Here is a 13,485-nt window from a genome sequence, read left to right on the forward strand (position 1 = left end):
GGGGCCTGCGGCGGTCAGGCACGGGTGAGGCGAAGGCTCCACAGTTCGTAGGGCCGGAAGGTGTGGTGGATCGTGCCGGTCGGACAAGGGGCCGCGACCGGGGACTCGTCGAGCCGCACCGGCGTCGCCCGCCAACCCCCGGGCAGTTCGACGTCCCCTCGGATCTGCTCCCCGGTCGGGTTGGACAGGCGCAGGACGAGGCCGTTTCCGTCGTCAGCCGGCTTGAGGGCGGTCATCCGCGCGCCGTCCACCCGCAACCCGGGAGCGACCGGCGCAGCGGGGCTGCTGCCGGGGCGGAGCTGGACGCCACGCAGCGGCACGGTGGTGGTGTCGGCGAGCCGGGCAAGGGCCATGTCGGTCGCGACGCGCTCGCCGACCTCGATCGCCAGGTCGAAGGAGTGCGGCCGGCGGCACTGTGCTTGGGGGGTGGGCAGCATCGGGCCGGCGCCGGTGGTGCGGGCCTTGAGGTCGAAACGCGACAGCCAGCCGACCGAGCGGAGCAGGGTGATGACCATCTCGTCGCAGCCGGAGCCGCTGTGCTGCGCGGCGAGGCCGGTGCGTTCCGGCAGACCGGCCGCCGCGACCGCGATGCGAACGTCGCCGTCGCCGATCGCGGACACGCTCTGCACCGGGACGCACCCGTACTCGGCCTCGTGGGCCCGCTCGGTGGGGAGCGGGCCGAGGTCCGCGCCGACGGGGTGGTCGAGGAGGCTGTAGTGGGTGTCGGCGCTCCAGCGGGCGGACGGCGCCGGGGTGGGGAAATGGACCCGCAGACGGTGATCGTCGGCCGGGTTGTCGAGGCGTGCGTTCCATCGCAGCGCGCTCACGCCGTGCCACTGCTCGACGGTGACCGCCACCGGCATCGCCACCGTGTCCGCGCTGCGGGCCGTGCGGTCCGCCGTCAGCGCCGCGGGCACGTCGATCACCGCGTCGATCTCCAGCACCGCACGCACCCGGGAGACCCGGCGGCGAACGGCGAGCAGCCGCGGCACCCTGGGGACGTCGTGCGGGACGGGGTCGAAGTTGTAGGTGTCGCCGCGGTCGCCGTCGTCGACCAGCAGGCCCAGGCCCGGCAGTGCGGTGCCGTCCGCCAGGACCATGGTCAGCGACGCGTCCTGCTCGACGAGGAGCTTCGCACCCCCTTCGAGGTCCAGGGTCCGTTCACCGTCCTCCCCCGGCGCGGCCGCGTCCGTGGGCGGCGTGTCGCCGAGGGCCACCGCGTACACGCCGTGGCCCAGGGCCGGGATGCCGGCGGCCAGCAGGCGGAGCCGGTGGCGCAGCGCCGGCCGCGAGTCCGGCAGCAGGTCCAGGTCCGCTTCGAACGCGGTCTCCTCACCGACCTCTTCCCACTCGAACGCGACAGCCGCTCCGTCCGGTCCCGTGACGGACTGCGGGAAACGGCCCGGCGCGGTGAGCAGCTCCACCACGACCGGCCCGCCGAGCGGGCTCGGGTGCGGGTTCAGGACCGCGAACGACGCCCGGTCGCCCTCCGGGGCGCCGTAGAGGCGGGTGTCGAGGCCGGCCGCCCCCAGGGCGCGCGCGACGACGTGCTCGGCGACCTGCCGGACGCGGTCGAACCGCACCTCGTTCTCACGGTGCACCTCGTCCACACTGCATCCGCAGATCGAGTCGTGCGGCGAATTGCGCAGCAGCAGCTCCCACGCGTGACGCAGTTCCTCCGTGAGGGTCGCGTCCCCCGCGGCGTGCAGGGCCAGCAGGGGCTCCGCCCAGCGCTCCAGCACGGTCTGCGCGGCGGCGTTCGCCTGCTTGAGGTACGTCCGGGCCGACAGCGTGCCCGGCAGCAGGAACGTCAGCCGGCCGGGCCGGTGCCGCAGCGCGCCCTCCACCACCGGCACGCCACCCGTCCGGGCGGCCTCACGTGCCGCCGCGAAGAACGCCGCCAGCGTGCTCTCCCGCAGCTCGGCGCCCTCGTTCGCGGCCGCACCGGCGACCGCCTTCAGCGCGCCCGCGGGATCGGTCGGGGCCAGGTGGTCGCCGCCGTTCATCAACAGCCACGGCCCACCGGGCAGCCGCTCTCCTTCAGCGGCAAGGAACTCCGCGACGCGCTCGGCGCGGCCGGCGTCACCGCCGGGCTCGGCCCACAGCACCTCGGCGGCGTGGTAGCCCTGATTGGCCGCCAGGACCTGGGACCCGTCGGGCGACCGCCAGTGGAAGCGGGCCACGCCGTCGGGGGCACCCCGCCACACCAGGGCCGTGTCCATTCCGAAGCCGTTGAGGATGCGCGGCAGGTCCGCCGGGTGTCCGAAGGTGTCCGGGCAGTAGCCGACCTCGGCGAGCGCGCCCACCCGGCCGCCCCAGCGGCGGGCGGTCAGCAGGTTGCGCACCAGGTTCTCGCCCGACACCAGCTGGTTGTCGGCGAGGACGTGCCACGGACCGAGCGTGAGCCGACCGGCCCGGGCGTGGCCGGCGAGCCGGTCGGCGAGGTCGGGGCGCAGCGCCTGGACGTCCGCGAGAACGATGGTCTGGCCGTCGAGGTGGAAGGTCGTCGTGCGGCCGTCGTCCAGCTCGTCGCACACCCGCTCGGCCAGTTCGACCAGACGCGCCCGGTAGGACTCGAACGGGCGGTACCACTCGCGGTCCCAGTGCACGTGGGTGACGACGTGGCAGTCCACGGGCGGACGGGGGGTGATGGTCACGGCTGGCTCTCCGGGGCAGGGCGGGTGGATGCGAGGGCCGCGGCGAAGCGGGCGGTCAGGTCGGCGGGCCGGGTGATGGCCCCGCCGACCACGACGGTGTGGGCGCCGGCGGCAAGAGCGGCGGCCGCCTCGACGGGGGTCGCGATGCGGCCCTCGGCCACGACGGGGACGTCGAGCCGGTCGGCCAGGGCACGCACCAGTTGCAGGTCGGGCCCCGGCTGGTGGGGACTGTCGGGGGTGTACCCGGACAGGGTGGTGCTCACCAGGTCCGCGCCGGCGGCGGCGGCGGCCAGGCCGTCCTCCAGCGTGGCCACGTCCGCCATGACCGGGATCCCGCGCGCGTGCAACGCCTCGATCGTGTCGGCGAGCGAGCGCCCGTCAGGTCGCGGCCGGCTGGTGCCGTCCAGGGCGACGATGTCGGCGCCCGCGTCCGCCACGGCCATGGCGTGTTCGAGGGTGGGTGTGATGTACGGGCCGTCTTCGCCGTCCTTCCACAGACCGATCACCGGAAGCGGAACGGCCATCCGCACGGCGGCGATGTCCGCCGGCCCGTTGATCCGTACCGCTGCGGCGCCGCCGCTGTGCGCGGCAACCGCCATCTGGGCCATGAACTGCGGCCCGTGCAGCGGTTCCCCCGGCAGGGCCTGGCACGAGACCACCAGCTTGCCGGCCAGACCGGAAGGCAGCACCACGCGGCTGCGGGAGGGCCGCCCGCCGGATGGCACGGCCGGCCGTCGGCCACCGGTGTCGACGGTCAGCTCCTCGACAGCGGCTCCCAGCGCGGCGACGACCTCTCCCCAGGAGGCGTCGGTCGGCAGGTGGTCGGCGGCACGTCCGGCCCCGGGAGCCAGTTGGTCGGCGGCCGTGACCAGCGCCGCCCGGTCCTGCTCGTCGCAGGGTGCCTCCGGCTCGGCGGTGAGTCGTTCGCGGCGGGCACCGCCGAGGCCGCCGGCGGCGGCGAGGCGGTGGGCGGGGGCGAACAGGGGGTCGGCCGGGTCGAGATCGAGCAGCCAGGCGAGCGGAACGCCGCGGTGCACGAGCGCACGCTGCAGGAGCGCCACCTCGGCGGGTTCGTCGAGCAGTTCGGCCGGTTCCAGCGCCCGGGCGACCGCCTGGGCCGCGAGGGTGCCGGCGGCCTCGCCGACCGCCCATTCACCGTGGTGGACCCGGTAGGCGGCGGCAGCCGCCTGGGTGGCCGCGAGGTTCTTCGCTGCGGCCAGCAGGTTGCTCGGGGCGTCGGCGACAAGTGCCGACAGGGGGACCTGGAACGGCGCGGTCGGCGAGTACGCCGACCGCGGGTGACCGATCCTGGCGTGGAGGTCCATGTGGTAGAACGCCAGGCCGCCGCTGTCGGCCATGTTGGCCGCACGTGCCTGGCCCAGGACGGGCTCCAGGTCCTGCTGCCGCACCGGGATGCGCGCCGCCAGTCGCCGGGACTCGCGCACGTACGGTTCGGCGGCCAGGCCGTCCGGCGCGCAGGTCGCGTCCGGTACCGGACGCAGTCCCGGGTAGCCGGCGCCGGTGCCGTCGTCGCGCGGGCATTCGGTCTGCAGCCAGTGCAGGAACGCGAGCGACAGCCGGCGGGACTCGGCGCGCGCACGGTCGGGCTCGTGCACGAGGGAGGCGTCGGCGTAGTCGTTGCCGGCCCAGTTGATCAGCGCGAGGTCGGTGGTGCCGAACAGGGCGCCTTCGCGCAGGCGACGGTAGGTCCAGAACGGCGGATGACCGTCCGGTCCGTCGACGAACATGCGGTAGCGGTGCGACCGGTCGTCCCAACCGGCGATCTCCAGGGTGAACGGCTGGGAGTCACGCCAGCGCTCGTACCCCTCGGGGCGCGGCACCGTGTGGTCCTCTCCCGGCCGGTGCTCGACGAGCAGCCCGGTGGTGCAGGACTGCACGGCGTGCGGATGGCCTCCGCCGGGCAGGGCCAGGCTCTCCCCGAAGGCCTCGCGGCCCTCCGAGCCGATCACCCACGGCGCGCCCGCCAGCGGGAGGAGCTCACCGGTCTCGGTCGCGTCGCAGAACACCTCTGCGGCAACGGTGACGTCGTGGCCCTGGCCGTCGCGCAGCCGCACCGAGACGATCCGGCCGTCCTCCCGCACCGCCCTGACCGGGCGCACGCCGGTGACGATCCGGAGCCGGCCGGCGGTGACGTGCGGGGCCAGGAGGGAGTCGATGGCCCGGACGGCTGCCTGCGGTTCGAAGCACAGCCGGCTGACCCAGCCGCCACCGGGGTTGTCCTCGCCGTACTCGGCCCGCAGTGCCCGGCGCAGCCGCTGGTAGGAGGCCGAGGAACCGCCGGGCGCTTCGATGTGCGGGTGCTCGTCGAGGGCGGGCACGAGCTGGGTGGTGATCTGGCCTCCGAGCACCTGCTGGTCGCTGGTCAGGACGACGGTGCGGCCGGCTTCTGCGGCAGCCAGGGCAGCGGCCACCCCGCCGAGTCCACCGCCGATGACGGCGATCTCGGCGGCCGGCTGCCGTGCGGGTGCGGGCTCGTGGGTTGTCATCGGGCGGCCTCCGGGGCGCCGTTGCGCGTGTCGGTTGCTGGGTCGGTCGTGGTGTCGCCGGGATCGTCGAGCGCGAAGTCGACCTCGAAGGTCCGCGACCAGGGCAGCCTGACGGACGACGGGTCCACGCTCAGGGCGGCGAAGCCCGGCAGTTCGGCGCGCCGCCTCGCCAGGCCGGCCGCGATGTCGGCCATCACGGGATGGTCGGCCGGAACGCGGTCGTGACGGGTCGGGTCGCTTCCCAGGGCGGCGCGCACGCGTGCGCGTTCGTTGCTCATCCAGCCCCAGTCCTCGACCAGGCGGTGGAGCAGCAGACGGCGGTGTGCCCGCTCGTCGAAGCGGCCCGCCCGCCGGGCGGCGACGGCCGCAACGGCATGGGCTGCCACCGTTCCCAGGGTGTTCCCCGCGGTGTTCCATCCCGCGTACGCGGTCAGGTGCTCCAGGACGCCCGCCTCGGCCAGGGCTTCGACCAGCTGCGGATCGGCGCCGTTGGGCTGGGCGCAGTCGGCGACGGCGACGGCCTGCCCGGCGGCCAGCAGGGTCGCCGCGCGCTCGGCGAGGGCCCGGGCGGGCGCGGGGTCGGTGGCAACGGGCGGGGCGACCGCCCAGTCCCCCGCGCCGTCGGGGGTGTGCACGAGGAGGACGACGTCCGGGTCGTCGTCACGGACGACCGCGCCGCAGGCCTGGAGCTGCCGGGTCGCCGTGGTGGCCACGGGCACGTTCTCGTAGGCGGCGACGCGGCGCAGCCCCGCGGGGTCGACGGCCTCGATCCGGACGGTGGGGGCCTGTGCTCCCAGGACGTCGAGCAGGGTGCGTGCGAGGAGCACGGTGCATGCTTCGTCGGCTCCGGGGCGGACGCTGACGCGCTCGCCCAGGCCGAGCCAGGCGGTCCAGGTGTCCAGCCATCGCAGTTCGGCGGTCGCCAGTCCGTGCTCGGCCGTGTCGTCGGCGCCGACGACCAACGAGCGCAGGGTGCCGTCGGCGACCAGTTCGAGCGCGGCCGTGTTCACGGCGTGGTTGCGCACCCGCCGGCTGAGGAAGTCCGCGCGGATCTCCGCCGGCACGCCGTCGACGCGCTCGGACGCCTCCAGCACTGCCGCGACGGCCGCGTGGTCGCCCGCTGCCCGGTGCAGGGAGGCCGAGAGGCGGTGCAGCGCAGGTCCGTGCGGGTCCCAGTAGTCGGGCTCCTCCATCGCGTCGGACGAGTCCGGAGTGCGGGTGATCAGGGTGACGGCGTGGACCGCGACGCCCCGGGACGCCAGGTCGCGCAGCGGCGCCCACGCCGCCGTCACGGAGGCGACGGAGGCGGGCCGGGTGCGCGAGGCGATCAGGCCGCCGTGGCCCAGTGTCTCGAGCGAGACGACGACGGCGTCCGCCTCCAGACCGGTGAGCCAGGCCGCCAGGGCATCAGGGCTTCCGGCCCGGCGCAGCGCCGGCATGGCCTCGGCCGGCGGTGTCACCAGCGCCACACCGGCCACGGCAGCCACCAGACGCGGGAGTTCGGCACAGGCCGGACGCTCGTCCAGCGGAACGAGAGCGATTCGAGGGGGTGTCACAGCGTTCCTGTGCTTTCGGAGGAGGCGTCGGCGGGCAGGCGGCGGGCTTCTGTCGCGGCGCCGATCAGGACCGCGTCGGCATCGAGGGCGGAGCGGGTCAACCGGACGCCCGCCAGCAGGGGCAGGGTGTGGGACGCGAGGGCCGCCCGCAGACCGGCTTCGAACCACGGACCCGAGGCGGCCGCGCCGCCCCCGAGCACGACCACGTCCGGGTCGAGCGCCGCCACCACACCCGCCAGGGCGGTGCCGAGCGCGTGACCGCCCGACTCGAGAACGGACCGGGCCACCGAGTCGCCGGCCTCTGCCAGGGCCGCCACGGCCCGCAGGTCGGGAAGGTGGCGGTCGGGCAGTCGGCGACGCGCCTCGTCGGTCATGGCGGGACCGGCAGCACGCGCCTCCACGTGCCCCGTCGCCCCGCAGGGGCACAGCAGGGACTCGGCGCCGGGGACGGGGAGGTGACCGAGGTGCCCGGCAGCGCCGTGGGCGCCTCGGACGAGCCTGCCGCCCACCGCCACGGCTCCCCCGATGCCCGTACCCGCCATGACGGCCACGGCGACGTCGCAGTGCCGGGCGGCCCCGGCCGCGCACTCGCCGGCCAGGAAGGCCTGCACGTCGTTCATGACGGTGGCGGGCATGCCCAGTTCCCGCTCAGCGGCACTCGCGAGCTCCGTTCCGGCCCAGCCGGGAAGCGCCGAGGTCGCGGCGACGACGGATCGCCCCAGCCGGTCGACCACGCCGGCGGTGCCGAATCCGACGGCCACGGCTGCCGTGCCGAGGACGGCACGTCCTTCCTCGGCGCAGGCGAGCGCGAGCCCGAGCGCCGAGGCGAGGACGGCGGCGCCACCGTCCGCCGCCGGGGTGGGGGCGGTGCGGCGGACAGCGGGAACCGGCGTGCCGTCGCGGTCGACCACGACCGCTGCCGTGGTCTTGGTGCCGCCGATGTCGACGGCCAGGACCGGCTGGTGGCAGCCCGCAGCCGGGCTCCCGGGGGTGGATCTCATCGTCGGCGTTCCCTGGTGATGGTGAAGGTGAAGTCGTAGCGGTCGGCGCGGTAGAGGCTCACCGCCCGCTCGACGGCCCGCCCCCTTGCGTCGCGGGTCACCCGCTCGACGCAGAGTGCGGGGAACTGCGGCGGCACGTTGAGCAGGGTTGCCTGCGTGGCGTCCACGAGGGTGGCCCGGACGGTCTGCTGCGCACTGTCGGGGGCGGCACCGGCGCGCTCGAGCTCGTCGTAGAGCGAAGCCGGTTCGCCCCGGTCGAGGAGCCCCGGCAGCAGGGTTTCCGGCAGCCAGACGTTCTCCAGGCACATGGGCTCGCCGTCCGCGGTCCGCAGCCTCTCCAGGTGGATCAGCGGCGTGCCGGGCTCGACGAACAGGTCGCGGGCGTTCACGACGTCGGCGGGGACCCGCTCCATCAGGAGCATTCGACCGGCCGGAGTCATGCGCCGGGCACGAATGTCCTCGGAGAACGACGTCAGGTGGAGGGACTTGCTGATCGTCTCGCGGTCCGCGACGAACGTTCCCGACCCCTGGACGCGGTAGATGCGGCCTTCCTGGCCGAGCCGTTCCACCGCCCGGCGCACCGTGACCCGGCTGACGTCGTAACGGGTCATCAGCTCACGCTCGCTGGGCAGCGGGTCGTGCGGCGCGGACGCCTCGACGAGGTCGAGCAGGGCGCGTCGCAGCGTCTCGTGCTTGGGCTCCTGCTTGGCGCCGGCCGTACGGCCGGTTCCGCCGAGCGTCCTGTTCGTCGTCCTGCTCATCCCTTGACCGCTCCCTCACCGACGCCACGGAAGAAGAACCGCTGAAGGGCGAAGAACAAGGCCAGCAGCGGTACGACCGCCATCATCGTGCCTGCGGCGATCACCCGCTGGTCATTGGTGAACGTCCCCGACAGGTACTGGATGCCGATGGTCAGCGTGTACTTGCCCTGGTCCGACAGCGACACCAGCGGCCACAGGAAGTCGTCCCAGCTGAAGACGAAGCTGAAGATCGCTACGGCGGCGAGGGTTCCCCGCACGGACGGCAGCGCGATCCGCCGGAACCTGGTCCACTCGCCGGCGCCGTCCAGGATCGCCGCCTCCTCGATCTCGGCGGGCAGCCGGCGGAAGGCGTTGCGCATCAGCATGACCGACAGGCCGGACGCCGCACCGGGGAGCATCACGCCGAGCAGCGTGTCGGTCAGGTGCAGCGAACGGGCCACGAGGAACTCGGAGACCATGATGCTCTCGAACGGGATGATCATCGTGGCGAGGAAGACGCCGGCGGCGAGGGCCCGGCCGCGGAACCTCATCCGTGCCAGCGCGTAGCCCGCCATGGAGCCGAGGAGGCAGTTGGTGAGCACCGAGCCGAGCGCGACGAGCAGCGAGTTGCCGGCGAACTTCAGCACCGGCACGGTGTCCAGCACCTCGGCGTAGTGGTGCAGGGTCGGGCGGGAGGGAACGAGCTGCGGCGGGTAGCCGAACACCCGCTCCCCGTTGCCCTTGAGGGAGGTGGACAGCTGCCACAGGAACGGGCCGACGGTGAGGGCGAAGACCAGCGCGAGCAGCAGGTAGCGGCCTGCCAGTCCCGCGGTGGTACGCACTCGGCGGGAGGCCGGCACCGGGGTGGCCGCCTGCGGCACGGTGTCCGCGCGGCGTGTCTCGGCGCCTGCGGGGGCGTGGGGGGCCTGCAGCGGGGTCATGCCCTCTCCTCGCGGCTGTTGAGGCGGGTGACGGCGACGGACAGGCCGAGGGTGCCGAGGAACAGCACGATGCTCATCGCGGAGGCGTATCCGGCCTCCCCGCCCAGTCCGAGACCGACCTCGCGAATGGTGTAGACCAAGGTGCGGGCCTCTCCGCCCGGACCCGCACTTCCGTCACTCAGGGTGTAGACCTCGGCGAACACCTTCGCGGAGCCGATCGCCGCGAGCGTCGCGACGAGCACCATGGTGGGGCGCACGAGCGGGAGGGTGACGTGGAAGAAGCGGCGCGGGGCGCCGGCGCCGTCCACCTCGGCCGCCTCCAGCAGCGACCGGGGCACGTTGGCCAGGGCCGCCAGGTAGACCACCATGTAGTAGCCCAGGCCCTTCCACACCGTCATGGCCATCGCACTGAACAGCAGAAGTCGCGCGTCGGTGAGGAAGGGCACCGGCGCGGCGACGAGGTGGAGACCGCGCAGCACGGAGTTGACCAGGCCGTCGCTGGAGAGCAGCCACGACCAGATCAGGCCCGCGACCACCATCGACGCCACCACGGGCGAGTAGAACACCGCACGGAAGAAACCGATGCCGGCGATCCGCTTCTGCACCAGCACCGCCAGCAGCAGCGGCAGCACCACCAGGCAGGGCACCACGATCGCCGTGTAGAGCAGCGTGTTGCGGACCGACTGCCAGAACTGGTCGTCGTGCAGCAGCCGGGCGTAGTTGTGCCCGCCGGTGAAGGTCCCGCCGCCCAGCGTGCTGGCGTTGGTGAACGACAGCACCGCGGTGTTGGCGAACGGGACGATGAAGAAGCAGACGGCTACGGCCAGGGCCGGGAGGAGGAAGAGCCAGGGGACGTACCAGCGTCGGCCGGTCACGGGGGTCTCCTGTCGTACGGTGCGGGCGCGGGATCTGGGTGGGCAGTCGTCGCGGGCGGCGGATGGAGCCGCCCGCGACGACGCGTCCTGACCGGGCCGGGGGCCTGGCCGGGAGTACGGGGCCGGACGCGTGCGGGGGGGCGTGTCCGGCCCCGGGCATCAGCCGGCGGCGCCGGTGATCTTGTCGGCTTCCTCGACCGCCTGGTCGAGCGCCGCCTGGGGGCTGAGCTTGCCCTGCAGCGCGAGCTGGACCTTGCCGATCACGGCTGCGGTGACCCGGGAGTCGTACTGCACGGGCACCAGGTTCTTGGCCTTGGCGATCTGCTCGGCGGAGATCCGGCGGGCGGTGCCCTCGGGAGTGGTGTCGCCCTCGGCCTTGAAGTACGGGTCCTTCAGGGATTCGAGGGTGCTCGGCAGGATCGTGACGATCTTGCTGAAGGCCAGCTGGTTCTGCGCGTTCGACAGGTACTTGGCGAAGTCGAGCGCGGTGCCCTGGTTCTTCCCGGCCTTCGGGACGAGCAGGCCCATGACCGACATGTTGGTGGCGCCGGCCGGGCCGGTGATCTGCGGGCCGACACCGGTGTCGGCCGCGATGTCGGCGGCGTTCTTCTTGATCGTCGCGAGGAAGTTCGGGCCCGACGGCAGGAGGCCGATGCGCCCGGACTGGTAGGCCTCGTTCTCCTTGCTGTGGTTCTGGGTCAGCGAGTCCTGCGGGTAGACGCCGCCCTTGTAGGCGTCGACCAGCTTCTGCAGGTAGGCCACGGCCTCGGGGGTGTTGAACGTCCACTTCTTGCCGGAGGCGTCCAGCAGCGGGACACCCTGCTTGGCGAGGTCGGTGACGAAGCGGTTCTCCAGGGCCGGGTGGATGCCGAAGAAGGCGCCCTTGCCGGCAGCGGAGAGCTTCGCCCCGTCGGCGAGCAGTTCGTCGAAGGTGGCCGGCGGCTTCTGCGGGTCCAGCCCGGCCTTCGCGAACAGGTCCTTGTTGTACATGGTGACCTCGGAGGTGAGGTACCACGGAAGGGCGAAGGAGCCCTGCTGACCCGGCACCTGGAAGGCGGACCAGGCCCCCGGCACGTAGGTGGGCTTGACGTCGGCGGCGGCCCTGTCCATGTCGACGAACAGGCCCTTGGCCTCCAGGGCCTGGCCGAACTGCGGGTTCAGGTTGACGACGTCCGGCAGGTTGCCGGCGGCCGCGTCGGCGGTCAGCTTCTCCTGGGCACCCTGGAACGGGATGTCCACCCAGTTGACCTCGGTGCCGGGGTGCTCCTTCTCGTAGGCGGCGATGACGCCGGTCATGTAGTCGGTGAAGGTCGGCTTGAGCTGCAGCGTCTCCAGCGTGATGGTGCCGCCGACCTTCGCGGGCGCCGGGGCTCCCGCGTCGGTGGACGAGCCGCTCGATCCGAGGCCGCAGGCACTGGTGGCGAGGGCGACGGTGACGACGGCGGCGGCCAGGCGGATGCCTCTGCTGCTGGGCATGACTCTCCTACTACGGCGGGGAGGGTGAAGGAGGTCCGGAGCTCTCCGGAAGTGGTACGGACCACTTGGGAAGAAAGCTGGCAGCTCGCCCCCTCCCCCGTCAACCCCGGTGGCATGCCGACCTGAAAAGCCCGCTTCGGAATACCGGGCAAACCACGCTCTATGACCATCAACCACCCGCGAGCAGTCGCGTCGACCCGAACGAGCACGCCCGGATTCGGTCCCAGCCACTTATGCCGGGACCACGCATCTGGTATCTACCTCTCTGGGCTTCGAAGCGTTGAGCACAGCACGCACCGGAGCCCCTCACGTGCCCGAGCCACCGCGCCGGCCCACCGCCGCCGCCAGCCGCCCCCAGACCCTTATGAGGAGAAACACGTGAACCACCGCCCCACGACCTCCCGGCGAAGCCTCCTCGGCCTCGCACCCGCCCTCCTCGCGGGTGCGGCAGTGCCACTCACCGCCACCCAGGCCCACGCGGAAAGTGGTCCTAACCACTCCAAGGCGAGCCGTCAGAGCTGCGAGTGCACCCAGCAGCCCACCGCCACGATCGACACCGCCTCGTGGACCACCGGCACCCCCACCGCGCCCGGCCCCACCGTGCCCCGCGAGCAGCTCCTCCAACTCCCGGGCGGCGCCACCGGCACCGAGATGTTCGTCTCCAACAACCCCGAAACCTTCACCGGCCCCGGCTGGCTCGCCCAGTGCGCCCGCACCACCGCCAACCGGGGCGGCTCCGCACACCCCCTCACCGGCACGTTCCCCGTGTACCTGTACCACCAGAACAGCACCGGCGGGACGGCCTACCTGCACGTCCTCGCATCCAACCCGAACAGCGGCGCGGTCACCGTCAGCGCCTCCGGCGCCATCTGGACCAACGCGCAGAAGCCCCTCGTCCAGGACCCGGCACAGCGCGCCGGCACCGGCCCCTGCTACGCCACCTCGTACGACTGGGTCGCCGGCACCACGAAGACCTACCTGCCCACCACCACCGTCCAACCCCGCACGATGGTGGAGATCGCCAAGATCCCCATGACCTCCTCGATCATCGACGGACTCCTCGACGTCACAGCCTCCGGCGGCGTCTACGTCTACACCGCGGTCACGACGACCGGCAGCACCAGCACCGCCATCAACTACACCCAGAACGACTCCCAGGCGGCCCCCGGCAACATCGCCTCCCAGACCGCCACCACCTACGGCCGCGAAGCCGGCGTCTACGCCGCCTCCCGCTGGGAGACCGGCACCTTCGACGTCGCCGTTCCCGCAGCGGGCGCCCACCTCGGCCTCGCCCTCAACACCACGCAGCGCCAGGTGGCCGCCCTCGACCAGACCGTTCCCGCCACCGCGGCACTGTCCGACTCCTCACAGCGCAGCTGGGGCAACTACGGCATGCGCTACGCCGTCCGCGCGCGCCTCACCAACCCCTCGGCCCAGGACCGCACCGCCGTGCTCACCTTCGGGTCGAACATCACCGGCACCACCGACGTACCCGGCGACACCTGGAACGGCGCGGCCTCCGTCCGCGTCGACGGAGGAACCCCCGGCATCACCACGCTCTACGTACGCCCCACCGTCCCCCGGTGCGAGATCGGCCGCTACCGCCTCGCCCCCGGCGCCAGCACCCTCGTGGAGCTCGAATTCGAGGTTCCCGGACTGATCACAGCCGGATCGCAACTGCTCTTCGAGAGCGTCTGACCCCCGCCGGCACCCGCACACCGCGGCGGCGCCA

At 73.3% G+C, this 13,485-nt stretch carries 9 protein-coding genes and 1 pseudogene; 1 reads left to right on the forward strand and 9 read right to left on the reverse strand.

The features are described from left to right. Nucleotides 1-14 precede the first annotated feature (14 nt). The 9 genes and pseudogenes from ABEB06_RS00735 to ABEB06_RS00775 all read right to left on the reverse strand — a co-directional run bounded on the left by ABEB06_RS00735 (nt 15) and on the right by ABEB06_RS00775 (nt 11,753). On the reverse strand, nt 15-2,657 hold the full coding sequence (locus ABEB06_RS00735) for a glycoside hydrolase family 38 N-terminal domain-containing protein (protein ID WP_345694777.1): 2,643 nt from the start codon (nt 2,655-2,657) through the stop codon (nt 15-17). Then, nucleotides 2,654-3,349, reverse strand: a complete 696-nt coding sequence (locus ABEB06_RS00740) for an N-acetylmannosamine-6-phosphate 2-epimerase (protein WP_425559752.1) — start codon at nt 3,347-3,349, stop codon at nt 2,654-2,656. Before ABEB06_RS00740 ends, ABEB06_RS00735 begins: the two co-directional genes overlap by 4 nt. A gap of 357 nt (nt 3,350-3,706) precedes the next feature. Next, a pseudogene (locus tag ABEB06_RS00745) lies at nt 3,707-5,164 on the reverse strand (FAD-dependent oxidoreductase); the annotation flags it as partial. Further along, a complete protein-coding gene (locus tag ABEB06_RS00750) occupies nt 5,161-6,720 on the reverse strand; it encodes a DUF4127 family protein (RefSeq protein ID WP_345694778.1) in 1,560 nt (519 codons plus the stop codon). The pseudogene ABEB06_RS00745 and the gene ABEB06_RS00750, both read right to left, overlap by 4 nt. Continuing rightward, nucleotides 6,717-7,721 (reverse strand): ROK family protein, encoded by a 1,005-nt coding sequence (locus tag ABEB06_RS00755; protein WP_345694779.1) that lies wholly within the window; start codon nt 7,719-7,721, stop codon nt 6,717-6,719. Before ABEB06_RS00755 ends, ABEB06_RS00750 begins: the two co-directional genes overlap by 4 nt. After that, nucleotides 7,718-8,482, reverse strand: a complete 765-nt coding sequence (locus ABEB06_RS00760; RefSeq protein ID WP_345694780.1) for a GntR family transcriptional regulator — start codon at nt 8,480-8,482, stop codon at nt 7,718-7,720. Before ABEB06_RS00760 ends, ABEB06_RS00755 begins: the two co-directional genes overlap by 4 nt. Next, complete coding sequence (locus tag ABEB06_RS00765) at nt 8,479-9,402, reverse strand: carbohydrate ABC transporter permease (protein WP_345694781.1); 924 nt, start codon at nt 9,400-9,402, stop codon at nt 8,479-8,481. Before ABEB06_RS00765 ends, ABEB06_RS00760 begins: the two co-directional genes overlap by 4 nt. Next, nucleotides 9,399-10,277, reverse strand: a complete 879-nt coding sequence (locus ABEB06_RS00770) for a carbohydrate ABC transporter permease (RefSeq protein WP_345694782.1) — start codon at nt 10,275-10,277, stop codon at nt 9,399-9,401. Before ABEB06_RS00770 ends, ABEB06_RS00765 begins: the two co-directional genes overlap by 4 nt. Nucleotides 10,278-10,436: 159 nt before the next feature. After that, nucleotides 10,437-11,753 carry an ABC transporter substrate-binding protein gene (locus ABEB06_RS00775; RefSeq protein WP_345694783.1) on the reverse strand — a complete coding sequence of 439 codons (1,317 nt, stop codon included), beginning with the start codon at nt 11,751-11,753 and terminating at the stop codon, nt 10,437-10,439. Between the two features lie 378 nt (nt 11,754-12,131). Between ABEB06_RS00775 and ABEB06_RS00780 the strand changes: the two genes are divergently transcribed. Further along, on the forward strand, nt 12,132-13,451 hold the full coding sequence (locus tag ABEB06_RS00780) for a DUF3370 family protein (RefSeq protein WP_345694784.1): 1,320 nt from the start codon (nt 12,132-12,134) through the stop codon (nt 13,449-13,451). Nucleotides 13,452-13,485: the final 34 nt, after the last annotated feature.

The organism is Kitasatospora terrestris (genome assembly GCF_039542905.1).
Lineage (GTDB): Bacteria > Actinomycetota > Actinomycetes > Streptomycetales > Streptomycetaceae > Kitasatospora > Kitasatospora terrestris.